Consider the following 16,194-nt stretch of genomic DNA (forward strand, 5'->3'; position numbering starts at 1 on the left):
CGCCTGGGATTTGATAGCTTTCATATGCATTTAAGGAATAAATACATGAAAAAATAAGATTTAAAGATATATAAATCTGCTGATAAGGTCTGTTCCATCTTGGCGCCATCGCCACACAGCGAACCGCCGACACCTGCTCAAGGAATTCCTGCATGTTGGTCGTAACACTTGGAGGCAGTCCCAGCCAGCGTTCCCGCTCCGGGGTGTTGCTGGATAAAACCCGTCAGTGGTTGCAAGACAAAGGCGTAGAAGTGGTGAGTTACCAGATACGGGACTTCCAGGCTGAAGACTTGCTGCATGCGCGCTTCGACAGCCCCAAGGTCATCGACCTGCTGCAACAAGTGGCTAACGCTGATGGCCTGGTGATCGCTACGCCGGTCTACAAGGCTTCGTTTTCCGGAGCGCTGAAAACCGTGCTGGACCTGCTGCCCGAACGCGCACTGGCCCACAAGATCGTATTGCCGATGGCCACCGGTGGCAGCATCGCCCACATGCTGGCGGTGGACTACGCCCTGAAGCCGGTACTGTCGGCGCTGAAGGCCCAGGAGTTGCTCCACGGCATCTTCGCCGAAGACAGCCAGATCGCGTACGGCGAAGGCAGCGCTCAGGCGCAACTGGTGCCGGTACTTGAACACCGTTTGCACGAGGCCCTGGAAACGCTGTATGGCGCCATGGCCCGTCGCCCGAAACCGCTGGACCCTCATGTGTTGAATGAACGTTTGTTGAGTGCTCGCTGGAGCATTTAAGCCACACCGAAATGTAAAAAACTCACCTTACTCAGCCGCCAACGGCCAAGCAGGTGCAGCCAACCCCCTGAACGCACTATTTGGAGAGAGCGCCATGCGCACTGTCATCTTGCGTCGTGGTCTGGTCGCACTGTTTGCTGCGGCTGTGTCCTTCGGCGCCATTGTTCAAGCCCAAGCCGCCGAGACCCTGCGGATCGGTTATCAGAAGTACGGCACGCTGGTGCTGCTCAAAGCCAAGGGCACCTTGGAGAAACGCCTGGCTGCCCAAGGCGTGAACGTGCAGTGGACCGAGTTTCCTGGCGGCCCGCAATTGCTGGAAGGCCTGAACGTCGGCTCCATCGACTTCGGTGTGACTGGCGAAACCCCACCGGTCTTCGCTCAGGCCGCTGGCGCCGATTTGCTCTACGTGGCCTACGAGCCACCCGCGCCGACCAGCGAAGCGATCCTGGTGCCGAAAGATTCGCCGATCAAATCCGTGGCCGAGCTCAAGGGCAAGAAAATCGTCCTGAACAAAGGCTCCAACGTGCATTACCTGCTGGTACGTGCCCTGGAAGACGCCGGCCTGAAATACACCGACGTGCAGACCGTGTTCCTGCCGCCCGCCGATGCGCGTGCCGCCTTCGAGCGTGGCAGCGTGGACGCCTGGGTCATCTGGGACCCGTACCAGGCCGCCGCCGAGAAACAACTGCAAGCCCGCACCCTGCGTGACGGTACTGGCATTGCCGACAACCACCAGTTTTATCTCGCGACCAAGCCTTACGCTGAAAAACACCCTGAAGTGGTCAAGGCGCTGATCGAAGAGGTGCGCGCCGTGGGCGAGTGGTCCAAGGCCAACCCGCAGGAAGTGACTGAACAAGTTGCCCCGCTGCTCGGCCTGCCGGCTGACATCACCCTGACCTCGGTGAAACGCCAAGGCTACGGCGCGCTGTTCCTGACCCCGGAAGTGGTCGCCGCCCAGCAGAAAATCGCCGACAGCTTTTACCAGCTCAAATTGATCCCAAAACCCTTGAACATCAAGGACGTGATCTGGACACCCCCCGCCGCCGTTGCCAAAGCGCCGTAATCCGACTTCTTCAGGAGACAACTCCATGAGCCTCAATATTTTCTGGTTCCTGCCTACCCACGGCGACGGCCATTACCTTGGCACCGCCGAAGGCGCTCGCGCCGTTGACCACGGTTACCTGCAGCAAGTGGCCCAAGCCGCTGACCGTCTGGGTTTCGGCGGGGTGCTGATCCCTACCGGTCGCTCCTGCGAAGACTCGTGGCTGGTGGCCGCCTCACTGATCCCGGTGACCCAGCGCCTGAAATTCCTGGTCGCCCTGCGCCCCGGGATTATTTCGCCGACGGTGGCGGCGCGTCAGGCTGCGACCCTGGATCGTCTGTCCGGCGGGCGTGCCTTGTTCAACCTGGTCACCGGCGGTGACCCGGAAGAATTGGCCGGTGACGGCTTGTTCCTCAGTCATGAAGAGCGTTACCAGGCCTCGGTGGAATTTACCCGCATCTGGCGCCGTGTGCTGGAAGGCGAAACCGTGGACTACGACGGCGAACACATCAGCGTCAAAGGCGCCAAGCTGCTGTATCCGCCGATCCAGCAACCGCGTCCGCCACTGTACTTCGGCGGTTCCTCCGAGGCGGCCCAGGACCTGGCGGCCGAGCAGGTGGAGATGGTGCTGACGTGGGGTGAGCCACCGGCAGCGGTTGCGGAAAAAATCGAACAGGTTCGCGCCAAGGCCGCGAAGCTTGGGCGCACCGTGCGTTTCGGCATTCGTTTGCATGTGATCGTGCGTGAAACCAACGACGAAGCGTGGAAAGCCGCCGACAAACTGATCTCCCACCTGGACGATGACACCATCGCCCGTGCCCAGGCTTCCCTGGCGCGGTTCGATTCCGTCGGCCAGCAACGTATGGCGGCGCTGCATGGTGGCAACCGCGACAACCTCGAAGTCAGCCCCAACCTGTGGGCCGGCGTCGGCCTGGTGCGTGGTGGCGCAGGCACCGCGCTGGTGGGCGATGGCCCCACCGTGGCGGAACGCGTGAAGGAATACGCCGCGCTGGGCATCGACACTTTTATCTTCTCCGGTTATCCACACCTGGAAGAGTCATATCGCGTCGCGGAACTGCTGTTCCCCCACCTGGATATCGAACGTCCCGAGTTGCCGAAAAGCGCCGGCTACGTCAGCCCGTTCGGCGAAATGGTCGCCAACGACATCCTTCCCAAAGCTGCGTCGGCGAGCTGAGGCAGCCCATGAACTATGAAAAATTGAGCCATCGGATAGCGCCCTGGGTACTCCCGATTTTGTTACTCGCGGTGTGGCAGTTGTCGGTCTCGGCGGGTTGGTTGTCGACGCGCATTCTGCCAGCGCCGAGTGCCGTAATCGCAGCCGGTGTCCACTTGGTCGCCAGTGGCGAAATCTGGACTCACCTAGCCATCAGTGGCTGGCGTGCGGGTTTGGGCTTCGTGATTGGTGGCAGCATCGGCCTGGCCCTGGGCTTTATCACCGGCCTGTCGAAGTGGGGCGAACGCCTGCTGGACAGCTCGGTGCAGATGATCCGCAACGTGCCGCATTTGGCGCTGATTCCGCTGGTGATCCTGTGGTTCGGCATTGATGAGACTGCGAAGATTTTCCTGGTCGCCCTCGGCACGCTGTTTCCGATTTACCTCAACACCTACCACGGCATTCGCAACGTCGACCCGGCGCTGGTGGAAATGTCGCGCAGCTACGGCTTGTCCGGGTTCAGCCTGTTCCGGCAGGTGATCCTGCCGGGCGCGCTGCCATCGATTTTGGTGGGCGTGCGCTTTGCCCTGGGTTTCATGTGGCTGACGCTGATCGTGGCAGAAACCATCTCCGCCAGCTCCGGTATTGGCTACCTGGCGATGAACGCCCGCGAATTCCTGCAAACCGATGTGGTGGTACTGGCCATCGTCATGTACGCGATCCTCGGCAAGCTCGCGGACCTGGCGGCTCGCGGTCTGGAACGTGTGTGGCTGCGCTGGCACCCGGCGTATCAAGTGAATAAAGGAGGTGCGGCATGACAGCTCAACAACCCCCGCGCCTGCTCAAGGGCATTCCCCTTGCAGTACGCAAGCTACGCAAGGCCTTTGGCGCGCGCGAAGTGCTCAAGGACATCGACCTGCACATCCCCGCCGGTCAATTCGTTGCGGTGGTCGGGCGCAGCGGTTGCGGCAAAAGTACGTTGCTGCGCCTGCTGGCCGGCCTGGATAAAGCCAGCGGCGGCGAACTGCTGGCCGGTTCCGCGCCGCTCAGTGAAGCGATTGAAGACACGCGGTTGATGTTCCAGGAAGCGCGTCTGCTGCCGTGGAAAAAGATCATCGACAACGTCGGCCTGGGCCTTAAAGGCAACTGGCGCCCCAAAGCGTTGGAAGCCCTGGAAGCGGTCGGCCTGGCTGAGCGCGCCAATGAATGGCCGGCGGCGCTGTCCGGCGGGCAGAAGCAACGCGTGGCGCTGGCCCGTGCGCTGATCCACCAACCGCGCTTGTTGCTGCTGGATGAGCCGTTGGGTGCGCTGGATGCCTTGACCCGTATCGAGATGCAGCAACTGATCGAAAACCTGTGGCAGAAGCACGGTTTCACCGTGTTGCTGGTCACCCACGACGTCAGCGAAGCCGTGGCGATTGCCGACCGGGTGATCCTGATCGAGGACGGTGAAATCGGCTTGGACCTGATCGTCGACCTGCCACGCCCACGGGCCCGCGGCTCACATCGCCTGGCCGCACTGGAAGCTGAAGTGCTCAACCGTGTGTTGTCCCTGCCGGGGTCGCCGCCGGAACCCGAACCTGTTTCACCGCTGCCTACGCAACTGCGCTGGGCTCAATAAACGAAGGAAGAACATCATGACTATTAAAGCCATCAACGTGCGTAACCAGTTCAAAGGCACCATCAAGGAAATCGTCGAAGGCGACGTGCTGTCGGAAATCGATGTGCAGACTGCATCCGGCATCGTGACGTCCGTGATCACCACCCGCTCGGTCAAAGAGCTGGAGCTGGTGATTGGCAGCGAAGTGATTGCCTTTGTGAAATCCACCGAGGTGTCGATCGCCAAGTTGTGATCGTTCTTGAGGTCGCCATCGGGGGCAAGCCCCCTCTCACATTTGATAGGCGGCGCGGTCAACATGTGGGAGGGGGCTTGCCCCCGATGAGGCCATCCCTGTCACCCAAGAAATCAGCGCTTGGGCAGATAGGCCGGCAAATACAGCCCCACATACGCATCAAACACCCGCATCCCTTCATCCGCCATGCGCGGCGTGATCAGCCCATGCTGATGCACCGAGCGCGCATACACGCGGTCGCTCAGTTCCAACGCCAGGGCAAACACGTCTACATCGCTGGGCAGTGTCGGCACTTCGAAGTGGCGATTGAACACTTCCAGCATCAGGTTTCCCAACTCCAGATCATGCTGGCGATCCGCCTGGGTCACTTCAGTAAGCCCATGTTGGGCCAGGATCAACTGGCGTGCAGCGGCATCCTGGTCGTAGATGGCGAGCATGCGTTGCTCGACAATGCAGGACAGGTCGCGCCAGTGCTTGAGTGAGTCGTGCTCAATGGGCGCCTGGATCGCAGCCCGGAAGGCCGCGTGGACGTCTGCCGTGAGTGCCTCCAGCAAGGCCGGTACGCTGGCGAAGAAGTGATACACCGACGACGGTGGAATCTGCGCACGCTCGGCCACGCTGTAGATCGACAAACCCGCCACGCCTTCGGCGGCCAGCAAAGTGCGGGCGGCGTCGAGGATCGCGTCGATCCGGGCCTGGCTGCGGGCGCGGGGTTTGCGAGGGGCGGCGGGGCGGGTGGTCATGGAGGTCTCCTACAAGGCAGGGGGCATTGTACGCAGAGCCTGAGGATGATCCATACCTAGCGCGAGGGCTTTTGTGGTGAGCGGGCTTGCTGTGGTGAGCGGGCTTGCCCCGCGCTGGGCTGCGAAGCGGCCCCAATAAAAACGCCGCATTCTGTCAGGCAGAATGCGGGGTCTGTTTTTAGGGCGGCTTCGCCACCCAGCGCGGGGCAAGCCCGCTCACCACAGCAAGCCTGCCCACCACATTACGGCAGCAACCGCTTACACGGTATGCAAGTACCAGTTGTACTCAAGGTCGGAGATGGAGTGTTCGAACTCTTCCAGCTCACTTTCCTTACAGGCGACGAAGATATCGATGTATTTAGGATCGATGTACTTGGCCATCACCTCGCTGTCGTCCAACTCGCGCAATGCATCGCGCAGGTTGTTCGGCAGGCTTTGCTCGTTTTGCTCGTAGCTGTTGCCTTCCACCGGTGCATTAGGCTCGATCTTGTTGGTCAGGCCGTGGTGCACGCCTGCCAGGACCGAAGCCATCAGCAGGTAAGGGTTGGCGTCGGCACCGGCAACACGGTGTTCGATACGTACGGCATCGGACGAGCCAGTCGGTACGCGGATCGCCACGGTGCGGTTATCCAGGCCCCAGCACGGCGAGTTCGGCACGTAGAACTGTGCGCCGAAACGACGGTAGGAGTTGACGTTGGGGCACAGGAACGCCATTTGGGCGGGCAGGGTCTCGAGCACACCGCCGATCGCGTGACGCAATGCGGCGTTCTGCTCGGGATCCTCGCTGGCAAAGATGTTCTTGCCGTCCTTGTCCAGAATGGAGATGTGTACGTGCAAACCGTTGCCTGCCTGGCCTGGGTAAGGCTTGGCCATGAAGGTGGTGTCCATCTCATGGTCGTAGGCGATGTTCTTGATCAGGCGCTTGAGCAGTACCGCGTAGTCGCAAGCCTTGATCGGGTCGGCCACGTGGTGCAGGTTCACTTCGAACTGCGCCGGGGCACTTTCCTTGACGATGGCGTCGGCCGGGATGCCTTGCTCTTTGGCACCTTCCAGAATGTCCTGGAGGCAGTCGACGTATTCGTCGAGGTCGTCGATCAGGTAGACCTGTGTCGAATGCGGGCGTTTGCCGGAGATCGGCGAGCGGGGCGGTTGTGGGCGGCCGTTCACGTTCTCCTGGTCGATCAGGTAGAACTCAAGTTCGAAGGCAGCGCAGATGGTCAGACCGAGGTCGTCGAATTTGGTTACAACTTGGCGGAGCACTTCGCGCGGATCGGCGAAGAAAGGTTCACCTTCAAGTTCGTGCATGGTCATCAGCAGTTGCGCGGTGGGGCGCTTTTGCCAGGGTTCATTGCACAGGGTATCGGGGATTGGATAACAGATTCGGTCAGCATCACCGATGTCCAGACCCAGGCCGGTGCTTTCCACCGTCGAGCCGTTGATATCCAGGGCAAATAAAGAGGCAGGCAGGTTAATGCCCTTCTCGTAAACCTTGTGGAGGCTGGTGCGTTCGATGCGCTTGCCGCGCACCACACCATTCATATCCGCAATTAGAAGGTCTACGTACAGAACCTCAGGATGATCCTTAAGGAACGCGTTCGCTTCGTTAAGCTGAACGGCACGCGGGGGTACCGACATGATGCAACACCTTTGTTGTTAAAAATATCAATCATTGATCTTTTCTGGTTTCAGTCAACCCGAACGGCATGCCGAAGTCAAGCGAGGCCTTTTTTGCCCTAAAAAAGCGCTGCGATGGCTTTTTTGGGGCTTTTTGGGGCGGTTTTTTGGGTTTGAAGGTCTTGGGACTAGCAGGCTTGAGCGGCCCGTGTTGTATTTTTTACGGGGGTGTTGTGTAAAAAAATGAACAAGGCTAAGCTCGATTCAAACCCATAACAGCAATAATACCGGGGTGCTTCATGTTTCACCTGCCGCCCAACGGCGTCTTGGCCTGCTTCAGCCAGGCTGTGTCATCCGTCCATTCCTCCCGCGTGAATGCCCGCGCACCGGCCAATATTCTTGACGCCCGGGCCAGCCTCTTTTTTGCCTCCTCATTTGCCACCGAACGGCATGCGCCCCGCATGCTGCTCAAGATTGCGCACAACTTTGGCGTGAGGAATGCAACGCAGCAGCAAATGGCAGGTAAGCTCCTACCCTGAATGAAAAAACGACGCGGATGCTGCGTCAACCAACGCCTGGCCTTTAATGGATGCCAGGAAACCCAGCCCAGAGGCATTTATGAGTAACAACCTCGACCAGCTCACCGATTGGTTGAAAGACCACAAGATCACAGAAGTCGAATGCATGATTGGCGACCTCACCGGTATCACCCGGGGCAAGATCTCGCCGACCAACAAGTTCATCGCCGAAAAAGGCATGCGCCTGCCCGAGAGCGTGCTGTTGCAGACCGTGACCGGCGACTATGTCGAAGACGACATCTATTACGAATTGCTCGACCCGGCCGACATCGACATGATCTGCCGCCCTGACCAGAACGCTGTGTACCTGGTGCCCTGGGCCATCGAGCCCACCGCCCAGGTGATCCACGACACCTACGACAAGCAAGGCAACCCGATCGAGCTGTCGCCGCGCAACGTACTCAAGAAAGTCCTCAAGCTCTACGCCGACAGGGGCTGGCAGCCCATCGTGGCGCCGGAGATGGAGTTCTACCTGACCAAGCGCTGCGAAGACCCGGACTTCCCGCTGCAACCGCCGATTGGTCGTTCCGGTCGCCCGGAAACCGGTCGCCAGTCCTTCTCTATAGAAGCGGCCAACGAATTCGACCCGTTGTTCGAAGACGTCTACGACTGGTGCGAACTGCAGGAGCTGGACCTCGACACCCTGATCCACGAAGACGGCACCGCGCAGATGGAAATCAACTTCCGTCACGGCGATGCGCTGTCCCTGGCCGACCAGATCCTGGTGTTCAAGCGCACCATGCGTGAAGCCGCGCTCAAGCACAACGTGGCCGCCACCTTCATGGCCAAGCCCATGACCGGCGAGCCCGGCAGCGCGATGCACCTGCACCAGAGCATCATCGACATCGCCACCGGCAAGAATGTCTTCTCCAATGAAGACGGGACCATGAGCCAGCTGTTCCTCAACCACATTGGCGGCCTGCAGAAATTCATCCCTGAATTGCTGCCGCTGTTTGCCCCCAACGTGAACTCGTTCCGCCGCTTCCTGCCCGACACCTCGGCGCCGGTGAACGTGGAGTGGGGCGAAGAAAACCGCACCGTGGGCTTGCGTGTTCCGGATGCCGGCCCGCAGAACCGTCGTGTGGAAAACCGCCTGCCAGGTGCCGATGCCAACCCGTACCTGGCGATTGCCGCCAGCCTGCTGTGTGGCTACATCGGCATGGTCGAAGGCCACAACCCGAGCGCGCCGGTGGTTGGCCGTGGTTACGAGCGACGCAACCTGCGCCTGCCGTTGACCATCGAAGACGCCCTGGAACGCATGGAAAACAGCAAGACCATCGAGAAATACCTGGGTCAAAAATTCATCACGGGCTACGTCGCGGTCAAGCGGGCCGAGCATGAAAACTTCAAGCGCGTGATCAGTTCGTGGGAGCGGGAATTCCTGCTCTTCGCCGTCTGATGCGCCGGGCGCGCCCTTTAAGCGGCGCGCCCTTCACTGAAAAGTCTAGGAGATTGGTATGTCCAGCAACAACCCGCAAACCCGTGAATGGCAAGCCTTGAGCAGTGATCACCACCTGGCGCCGTTCAGCGACTTCAAGCAATTGAAAGAGAAAGGCCCGCGCATCATTACCAAAGCCCACGGCGTTTACCTGTGGGACAGCGAAGGCAACAAGATCCTCGACGGCATGGCTGGCCTGTGGTGCGTGGCGATCGGTTACGGTCGCGATGAACTGGCTGACGCCGCTGCCAAGCAGATGAAAGAACTGCCGTACTACAACCTGTTCTTCCAGACCGCTCACCCGCCGGTGCTGGAACTGGCCAAGGCCATTTCCGACATCGCGCCTGCCGGCATGAACCACGTGTTCTTCACCGGTTCCGGCTCCGAAGGCAACGACACCATGTTGCGCATGGTTCGCCACTACTGGGCGATCAAGGGCCAGCCAAACAAGAAAACCATCATCAGCCGCAAGAATGGTTATCACGGCTCCACCGTGGCCGGCGCCAGCCTGGGCGGCATGACGTATATGCATGAGCAGGGCGACTTGCCGATCCCTGGCATCACCCACATCGCCCAGCCTTACTGGTTTGGCGAAGGCGGCGACATGAGCCCCGAAGAATTCGGCGTGTGGGCTGCCAACCAGTTGGAAGAAAAGATTCTGGAGCTGGGCGTGGACAACGTCGGTGCCTTTATTGCCGAGCCGATCCAGGGTGCCGGCGGCGTGATCGTTCCGCCTGCCACCTACTGGCCGCGCATTAAGGAAATCCTCGCCAAGTACGACATCCTGTTCATTGCCGACGAAGTCATCTGCGGTTTCGGTCGCACCGGTGAGTGGTTCGGTAGCGACTTCTACGACCTCAAACCGCACATGATGACCATCGCCAAGGGCCTGACCTCGGGCTACATCCCCATGGGCGGCCTGATCGTGCGCGATGAAGTGGTGGACGTCCTTAACGAAGGCGGTGATTTCAACCACGGCTTCACCTACTCCGGTCACCCGGTGGCGGCGGCAGTGGCGCTGGAAAACATCCGCATCATGCGCGATGAAAAAATCGTTAACCGGGTCCACGACGAAACGGCACCGTATTTGCAGAAACGTCTGAGGGAATTGGCGGATCATCCGCTGGTGGGCGAAGTGCGCGGTGTGGGTATGCTCGGTGCCATCGAACTGGTGCAGGACAAAGCCACCCGCAAGCGTTACGAAGGCAAGGGTGTCGGCATGATCTGCCGCACGTTCTGCTTCGAAAATGGCCTGATCATGCGCGCCGTGGGCGACACCATGATCATTTCGCCACCGCTGGTGATCAGCAAGGCAGAAATCGACGAGCTGGTCACTAAGGCTCGCCAGTGCCTGGACCTGACTTTGGCGGCATTGCAGGGCTAAGTGCTAGGCTCAGAACGCAGCGCCTTCGGGCGCTGCGTCTGAGTGGTTATAAAAATGGGGGCATTGGTTGAAAGCCGGCCCTCGAACTTGCCAGACTGTCGCCCTGTTTTGTTGCCCTTTGGCTGGGCCTCGAAACATATAAAGCTTGTGGCCCAAAAAAGAAAAAATTGGAGCATCACCAAATGAAGGCATTAGGTTTGAAGAACGCTGGCAAGACCCTCCTCGCCTTGTCCCTGATGGGCGCAATGGCGGGCGCGGCCCAGGCCGACGATAAAGTGCTGCACGTCTACAACTGGTCCGACTACATTGCACCGGACACCATCGCCAACTTTGAAAAAGAGTCTGGCATCAAGGTGGTGTACGACGTTTTCGATAGCAACGAAACCCTGGAAGCCAAGTTGCTGGCAGGCAAGTCCGGTTACGACATCGTCGTACCGTCGAACAACTTCCTCGCCAAGCAGATCAAGGCCGGTGTCTACCAGGAGCTGGACAAGTCCAAGCTATCCAACTACGACAACCTGAACAAATCCCTGCTTAAAGCCGTGTCGGTCAGCGACCCGGACAACAAGCACGCCTTCCCGTACATGTGGGGCTCCATCGGCATCGGCTACAACCCGGAGAAGGTCAAGGCCGCGCTGGGCGTGGACAAGATCGATTCGTGGGACGTGCTGCTCAAGCCAGAGAACATCGCCAAGCTGAAAAGCTGCGGCGTGAGCTTCCTCGACTCGCCAACCGAAATGCTGCCGGTGGCGCTGCATTACCTGGGCCTGCCGACCGACACCCAGAAGAAGGCCGACCTCAAGCAGGCTGAAGACCTGTTCCTGAAAATCCGTCCTTCGATCGGCTACTTCCACTCGTCCAAATACATCTCCGACCTGGCCAACGGCAACATCTGCGTGGCCGTGGGTTACTCGGGTGACATCGAACAGGCCAAGTCCCGCGCGGCTGAAGCCGGTGGCAAGGTCAAGGTGGCCTACGATATTCCGAAAGAAGGCGCTGGCAGCTTCTTTGACATGGTCGCCATCCCTAAAGATGCCGAGAACGTCGACGCCGCCTACAAGTTCATGAACTACCTGCTCAAACCGGAAGTCATGGCTGAAATCACCAACAGCGTTCACTTCCCGAACGGTAACGAGAAGGCTACCGCACTGGTCGACAAAGAAATCACCAGCGACCCGGGCATCTACCCGCCAGCGGACGTGCAGGCCAAGCTCTACGCCATTGCTGACCTGCCGGCTGCGACCCAGCGTGAAATGACACGCAGCTGGACCAAGATCAAGTCGGGTAAGTAAGCCCTGAAACCGGTGGAGGGGCAGTTTGACTGCCCCTCTCACAAATTAAATAACAGAAAGTTTTGCCGGATCGGTTTATCGAGGGTAAGTTGCGCGCCGGTTTTGTTGCCGGGCAACAACTTTGGGCCCAACTATTTAAGAGGACCTCCACTTGCCAATTTCTTTATTTCGCAAAGCCATGCTGGTGGGTGCAGGTATCACGCTGACGTTGAGCGTGCAGGCCGCACCGACGGTGCATATTTATAACTGGTCGGATTACATCGGCACCGACACCCTGGCCAACTTCGAAAAGGCCAGCGGCATCAAGCCCGTGTATGACGTGTTTGACTCCAACGAAACCCTGGAAGGCAAGCTGCTGGCCGGGCGTACCGGTTACGACGTGGTGGTGCCGTCCAACCACTTCCTGGGCAAGCAGATCAAAGCCGGGGCGTTCCAGAAGCTCGACAAGTCATTGCTGACGAATTACGCCAACCTTGACCCGGCGCTGCTCAAGCGCCTGGAAAAGAACGACCCGGGTAACCAGTACGCCGTGCCGTACCTGTGGGGCACCAATGGCATTGGTTACAACGTCGATAAAGTGAAGGAAGTGCTGGGCGTCGACCATATCGACTCCTGGGCGGTGCTGTTCGAGCCTGAGAACATGAAGAAGCTGGCGACGTGCGGCGTGTCGTTCATGGACTCGGCGGATGAAATGTTGCCGGCAGTGCTCAACTACATGGGCCTGAACCCCAACAGTACGAACCCGGATGACTACAAGAAGGCCGAAGAGAAGCTGCTGAAAGTGCGGCCGTACGTGACCTACTTCCATTCTTCCAAATACATCTCGGACCTGGCCAACGGCAACATCTGTGTGGCGGCGGGTTTCTCCGGTGATGTGTTCCAGGCCAAGGCCCGTGCAGCCGAGGCTGGCAAGGGCGTGAACATCGCCTACGCGATTCCGAAAGAAGGCGGCAACCTGTGGTTCGACGTGCTGGCCATCCCCAAGGATGCCGCCAACGTCAAAGAGGCCCATGCCTTCATCAACTATTTGCTGCAACCTGAGGTGATCGCCCAGGTCAGTGATTACGTCGGTTACGCCAACCCTAACCCTGGGGCGGACAAACTGATGGAGCAATCGATACGCACGGACGAAGCGGTTTACCCACCGCAGGCGGTACTCGACAGGACCTTTGTCAACTTCGAGCTACCCCCGAAAGTGCAACGTTTGATGACCCGTAGCTGGACCAAGGTCAAGACGGGCAAATAAAGCTTTAAAGCTCAAACTATCCTGGGTTCGCCTGCATCGGGCGAACAGCAATTTTGTTGGGAGTTTCGTAAATGGCAGTTGCCTCCGGCGCCTATAAGAAAGCCCTCGAAGGGGACCAGACACCGAAGAAGGTGCTGGTCAAAATCGACCGGGTCACGAAGAAGTTCGACGAGACGATTGCCGTGGACGATGTGTCCCTGGAAATCAAGAAAGGCGAGATCTTCGCCCTGCTCGGCGGTTCGGGTTCGGGCAAGTCCACCTTGCTGCGCATGCTCGCAGGTTTCGAGCGCCCGACTGAAGGGCGCATCTACCTCGACGGCGAAGACATCACTGACATGCCGCCCTACGAGCGGCCGATCAACATGATGTTCCAGTCCTACGCTTTATTCCCACACATGACCGTGGCGCAGAACATCGCGTTCGGCCTGCAACAGGACAAGATCCCCAAGGCCGAGATCGACGCCCGTGTGGCCGAGATGCTCAAGCTGGTGCAGATGAGCCAGTACGCCAAGCGCAAACCGCACCAGTTATCCGGTGGCCAGCGTCAGCGTGTGGCCCTGGCCCGTTCCCTGGCCAAGCGCCCGAAACTGCTGCTGCTCGATGAGCCCATGGGCGCCCTCGACAAGAAACTGCGTTCGCAGATGCAGCTGGAACTGGTAGAAATCATCGAGCGCGTCGGCGTGACCTGCGTGATGGTGACCCACGACCAGGAAGAGGCCATGACCATGGCCGAGCGCATCGCGATCATGCACCTAGGCTGGATCGCCCAGATCGGCAGCCCGATCGACATCTACGAAACGCCTACCAGCCGCCTGGTGTGCGAGTTCATCGGCAACGTCAACATCTTCGACACCCAGGTGGTGGATGACGCCGAAGGCCATGCGGTGCTCAAGTGCGCTGACCTGGACCGCGACATCTACGTGGGTTACGGCATCGCCACGTCGGTGGAAGACAAGTCGGTGACCTACGCGATTCGCCCGGAAAAACTGCTGGTTACCACCGAAATGCCGACCTGCGAGCACAACTGGTCCAGCGGCAAGGTGCACGACATCGCCTACCTGGGCGGCCACTCGGTGTTCTACGTGGAGCTGCCGAGCGGCAAGCTGGTGCAGTCCTTCGTGGCCAACGCCGAGCGCCGTGGCCAGCGGCCAACCTGGGGTGACCAGGTTTACGTGTGGTGGGAAGACGACAGCGGCGTGGTACTTCGCTCATGAACATGAAGAAGCTCAAGCGCCGCCTGCAACGAATAACGCCCAGTGGCCGTCATGCGGTCATTGGCATTCCCTTCCTGTGGCTGTTCCTGTTCTTCATGCTGCCGTTCTTCATCGTCCTGAAGATCAGTTTTGCCGAAGCCGACGTTGCGATCCCGCCGTACACCGAGATCTACACCTTCGTTGAGCAGAAACTGCAGTTGGTGCTCAACCTGGGCAACTACGCGATGCTCGGCGACGACGAGTTGTACATCGCCGCGTACCTGGGCTCGCTGAAAATGGCGTTCTTCAGCACGCTGCTGTGCCTGCTGATCGGCTATCCGATGGCCTACGCCATTGCCAGTGCGCGCAAAGAGATGCAGACCGTGCTGGTGCTGCTGATCATGATGCCGACCTGGACCGCGATTCTGATCCGCGTCTATGCGTGGATGGGCATCCTCAGCAATAACGGCTTGCTCAATGGCTTCCTGATGTCCATCGGGCTGATCAACGAGCCGCTGCAGATCCTCAACACCAACATTGCGGTGTATATCGGCGTGGTCTATTCGTACTTGCCGTTCATGATCCTGCCGTTGTACGCCAACCTGGTGAAACACGACCAGAGCCTGCTGGAAGCCGCATCCGACTTGGGGTCGAGCACCTTCAACAGTTTCTGGAAGATCACCGTGCCGCTGTCCAAGAACGGCATCATCGCGGGGTGCATGCTGGTGTTCATTCCGGTGGTGGGTGAGTTTGTGATCCCGGAACTGCTGGGCGGCCCGGAAACCCTGATGATCGGTAAAGTGTTGTGGCAAGAATTCTTCAACAACCGTGACTGGCCGGTGGCGTCTGCCCTGGCGGTGGTGATGCTGGCGATCCTGATCGTGCCGATTATCCTGTTCAACCGCAGCCAAGCCAAAGAGATGGAGGGCAAGATATGAAGCGCTTCAGATTCTCCAGCTTTATGCTGGTGGCGGGGTTGTTGTTCATCTACCTGCCGATGCTGATCCTGGTCATCTACTCGTTCAACGAATCCAAGCTGGTGACAGTGTGGGGTGGTTGGTCGATCAAGTGGTACGTGGGCCTGCTGGACAACACCCAGTTGATGGGCTCGGTGGCGCGCTCCCTGGAAATCGCCTGCTACACGGCGGTGGCCGCGGTGGCGCTGGGTACGCTCGCGGCCTTCGTGCTGACGCGCATCAGCCAGTTCAAGGGCCGCACGTTGTTCGGTGGCCTGGTGACTGCGCCGTTGGTCATGCCCGAAGTGATCACCGGTCTTTCGCTGTTGCTGCTGTTTGTGGCCATGGCGCAAATGATCGGCTGGCCACAGGAGCGTGGCATCGTCACCATCTGGATCGCCCACACCACGTTCTGTGCGGCGTATGTGGCGGTGGTGGTGTCAGCGCGACTGCGTGAGCTGGACTTGTCGATCGAAGAAGCGGCGATGGACCTGGGCGCACGGCCGTGGAAGGTGTTCTTCCTGATCACCATCCCGATGATCGCGCCGTCGTTGGCGGCGGGCGGCATGATGTCGTTCGCACTGTCGCTGGATGACCTGGTATTGGCCAGCTTCGTGTCGGGGCCGGGTTCGACCACCTTGCCGATGGAAGTGTTCTCGGCAGTGCGCCTTGGGGTTAAACCCGAGATCAACGCCGTGGCCAGCCTGATCCTGTTGGCGGTGTCGCTGGTGACCTTCCTGGTGTGGTTCTTCAGCCGTCGTGCCGAAGAGCACCGCAAGAAAGCCATCCAGCAAGCCATTGAAGAAGCCGCCGCCGATGGCTGGCAGCAGCCGGACAAGCGTCGGGCACCTGCACCGGTCTAACTGACGGAATGCGGTAAAGAAGTGGGAGCTGGCTTGCCTGCGATAGCGGTCTATCAGTCGACAGATGAGTCG

The 16,194-nt window shown here is 59.4% G+C and carries 16 protein-coding genes; 14 read left to right on the forward strand and 2 right to left on the reverse strand.

Annotated elements, in window-relative coordinates; translation table 11 throughout:
- Window positions 1–152: 152 nt before the first annotated feature.
- The 6 genes from ssuE to EJ576_RS02045 all read left to right on the forward strand — a co-directional run bounded on the left by ssuE (window position 153) and on the right by EJ576_RS02045 (window position 4,815).
- Complete coding sequence (ssuE, locus tag EJ576_RS02020) at window positions 153–746, forward strand: NADPH-dependent FMN reductase (protein WP_126569486.1); 594 nt, start codon at window positions 153–155, stop codon at window positions 744–746.
- A gap of 94 nt (window positions 747–840) precedes the next feature.
- Complete coding sequence (locus EJ576_RS02025; RefSeq protein ID WP_016978990.1) at window positions 841–1,809, forward strand: sulfonate ABC transporter substrate-binding protein; 969 nt, start codon at window positions 841–843, stop codon at window positions 1,807–1,809.
- Between the two features lie 25 nt (window positions 1,810–1,834).
- A complete protein-coding gene (gene ssuD, locus EJ576_RS02030) occupies window positions 1,835–2,983 on the forward strand; it encodes an FMNH2-dependent alkanesulfonate monooxygenase (protein ID WP_028618375.1) in 1,149 nt (382 codons plus the stop codon).
- Between the two features lie 8 nt (window positions 2,984–2,991).
- The gene (ssuC, locus tag EJ576_RS02035) at window positions 2,992–3,780 is read left to right on the forward strand and encodes an aliphatic sulfonate ABC transporter permease SsuC (RefSeq protein WP_028618374.1); all 789 of its coding nucleotides are present in this window, start codon (window positions 2,992–2,994) and stop codon (window positions 3,778–3,780) included.
- Window positions 3,777–4,583, forward strand: coding sequence for an aliphatic sulfonates ABC transporter ATP-binding protein (ssuB, locus tag EJ576_RS02040; RefSeq protein ID WP_016978995.1), 807 nt, complete (start codon window positions 3,777–3,779; stop codon window positions 4,581–4,583). The genes ssuC and ssuB overlap by 4 nt, the downstream gene beginning before the upstream one ends.
- Window positions 4,584–4,599: 16 nt before the next feature.
- Window positions 4,600–4,815, forward strand: coding sequence for a molybdopterin-binding protein (locus tag EJ576_RS02045; protein WP_003213899.1), 216 nt, complete (start codon window positions 4,600–4,602; stop codon window positions 4,813–4,815).
- A gap of 113 nt (window positions 4,816–4,928) precedes the next feature.
- On the opposite strand, the gene EJ576_RS02050 is transcribed toward EJ576_RS02045, so the two are convergent.
- Together EJ576_RS02050 and EJ576_RS02060 are read right to left on the reverse strand one after the other, a co-directional pair.
- Window positions 4,929–5,558 carry a TetR/AcrR family transcriptional regulator gene (locus EJ576_RS02050; protein ID WP_122729753.1) on the reverse strand — a complete coding sequence of 210 codons (630 nt, stop codon included), beginning with the start codon at window positions 5,556–5,558 and terminating at the stop codon, window positions 4,929–4,931.
- A 258-nt stretch (window positions 5,559–5,816) separates the two neighbouring features.
- Window positions 5,817–7,193, reverse strand: coding sequence for a glutamine synthetase family protein (locus EJ576_RS02060; RefSeq protein WP_003195252.1), 1,377 nt, complete (start codon window positions 7,191–7,193; stop codon window positions 5,817–5,819).
- A 278-nt stretch (window positions 7,194–7,471) separates the two neighbouring features.
- Between EJ576_RS02060 and EJ576_RS02065 the strand changes: the two genes are divergently transcribed.
- The 8 genes from EJ576_RS02065 to EJ576_RS02100 all read left to right on the forward strand — a co-directional run bounded on the left by EJ576_RS02065 (window position 7,472) and on the right by EJ576_RS02100 (window position 16,122).
- Window positions 7,472–7,711: a hypothetical protein gene (locus EJ576_RS02065; RefSeq protein ID WP_122729751.1), complete on the forward strand. Its 240-nt coding sequence runs from the start codon at window positions 7,472–7,474 to the stop codon at window positions 7,709–7,711.
- 79 nt (window positions 7,712–7,790) lie between these two features.
- Window positions 7,791–9,149 carry a glutamine synthetase family protein gene (locus EJ576_RS02070; protein ID WP_028618371.1) on the forward strand — a complete coding sequence of 453 codons (1,359 nt, stop codon included), beginning with the start codon at window positions 7,791–7,793 and terminating at the stop codon, window positions 9,147–9,149.
- A gap of 58 nt (window positions 9,150–9,207) precedes the next feature.
- The gene (locus EJ576_RS02075) at window positions 9,208–10,572 is read left to right on the forward strand and encodes an aspartate aminotransferase family protein (protein ID WP_016978998.1); all 1,365 of its coding nucleotides are present in this window, start codon (window positions 9,208–9,210) and stop codon (window positions 10,570–10,572) included.
- A gap of 197 nt (window positions 10,573–10,769) precedes the next feature.
- Entirely contained in the window at window positions 10,770–11,864 is a 1,095-nt protein-coding gene (locus EJ576_RS02080; RefSeq protein ID WP_028618369.1) for a polyamine ABC transporter substrate-binding protein, read from the forward strand.
- 151 nt (window positions 11,865–12,015) lie between these two features.
- Window positions 12,016–13,110 carry a polyamine ABC transporter substrate-binding protein gene (locus tag EJ576_RS02085; RefSeq protein ID WP_122729749.1) on the forward strand — a complete coding sequence of 365 codons (1,095 nt, stop codon included), beginning with the start codon at window positions 12,016–12,018 and terminating at the stop codon, window positions 13,108–13,110.
- 71 nt (window positions 13,111–13,181) lie between these two features.
- Window positions 13,182–14,324: an ABC transporter ATP-binding protein gene (locus tag EJ576_RS02090; protein WP_016973037.1), complete on the forward strand. Its 1,143-nt coding sequence runs from the start codon at window positions 13,182–13,184 to the stop codon at window positions 14,322–14,324.
- Window positions 14,321–15,241 (forward strand): ABC transporter permease subunit, encoded by a 921-nt coding sequence (locus EJ576_RS02095; protein ID WP_016979002.1) that lies wholly within the window; start codon window positions 14,321–14,323, stop codon window positions 15,239–15,241. The genes EJ576_RS02090 and EJ576_RS02095 overlap by 4 nt, the downstream gene beginning before the upstream one ends.
- A complete protein-coding gene (locus tag EJ576_RS02100; protein ID WP_003195236.1) occupies window positions 15,238–16,122 on the forward strand; it encodes an ABC transporter permease subunit in 885 nt (294 codons plus the stop codon). Before EJ576_RS02095 ends, EJ576_RS02100 begins: the two co-directional genes overlap by 4 nt.
- The last annotated feature ends 72 nt before the right edge of the window (window positions 16,123–16,194 follow it).

Source organism: Pseudomonas sp. C 49-2 (assembly GCF_003970195.1).
Taxonomy (GTDB): domain Bacteria; phylum Pseudomonadota; class Gammaproteobacteria; order Pseudomonadales; family Pseudomonadaceae; genus Aquipseudomonas; species Aquipseudomonas canadensis.

What these genes read in the sequence shown, in the direction of transcription:
- ssuE (WP_126569486.1), top strand. Translation starts at nt 153, where the DNA reads ATGTTGGTCGTAACACTTGGAGGCAGTCCCAGCCAGCGTTCCCGCTCC.
- EJ576_RS02025 (WP_016978990.1), top strand. Translation starts at nt 841, where the DNA reads ATGCGCACTGTCATCTTGCGTCGTGGTCTGGTCGCACTGTTTGCTGCG.
- ssuD (WP_028618375.1), top strand. Translation starts at nt 1,835, where the DNA reads ATGAGCCTCAATATTTTCTGGTTCCTGCCTACCCACGGCGACGGCCAT.
- ssuC (WP_028618374.1), top strand. Translation starts at nt 2,992, where the DNA reads ATGAACTATGAAAAATTGAGCCATCGGATAGCGCCCTGGGTACTCCCG.
- ssuB (WP_016978995.1), top strand. Translation starts at nt 3,777, where the DNA reads ATGACAGCTCAACAACCCCCGCGCCTGCTCAAGGGCATTCCCCTTGCA.
- EJ576_RS02045 (WP_003213899.1), top strand. Translation starts at nt 4,600, where the DNA reads ATGACTATTAAAGCCATCAACGTGCGTAACCAGTTCAAAGGCACCATC.
- EJ576_RS02050 (WP_122729753.1), bottom strand. Translation starts at nt 5,558, where the DNA reads ATGACCACCCGCCCCGCCGCCCCTCGCAAACCCCGCGCCCGCAGCCAG.
- EJ576_RS02060 (WP_003195252.1), bottom strand. Translation starts at nt 7,193, where the DNA reads ATGTCGGTACCCCCGCGTGCCGTTCAGCTTAACGAAGCGAACGCGTTC.
- EJ576_RS02065 (WP_122729751.1), top strand. Translation starts at nt 7,472, where the DNA reads ATGTTTCACCTGCCGCCCAACGGCGTCTTGGCCTGCTTCAGCCAGGCT.
- EJ576_RS02070 (WP_028618371.1), top strand. Translation starts at nt 7,791, where the DNA reads ATGAGTAACAACCTCGACCAGCTCACCGATTGGTTGAAAGACCACAAG.
- EJ576_RS02075 (WP_016978998.1), top strand. Translation starts at nt 9,208, where the DNA reads ATGTCCAGCAACAACCCGCAAACCCGTGAATGGCAAGCCTTGAGCAGT.
- EJ576_RS02090 (WP_016973037.1), top strand. Translation starts at nt 13,182, where the DNA reads ATGGCAGTTGCCTCCGGCGCCTATAAGAAAGCCCTCGAAGGGGACCAG.
- EJ576_RS02095 (WP_016979002.1), top strand. Translation starts at nt 14,321, where the DNA reads ATGAACATGAAGAAGCTCAAGCGCCGCCTGCAACGAATAACGCCCAGT.
- EJ576_RS02100 (WP_003195236.1), top strand. Translation starts at nt 15,238, where the DNA reads ATGAAGCGCTTCAGATTCTCCAGCTTTATGCTGGTGGCGGGGTTGTTG.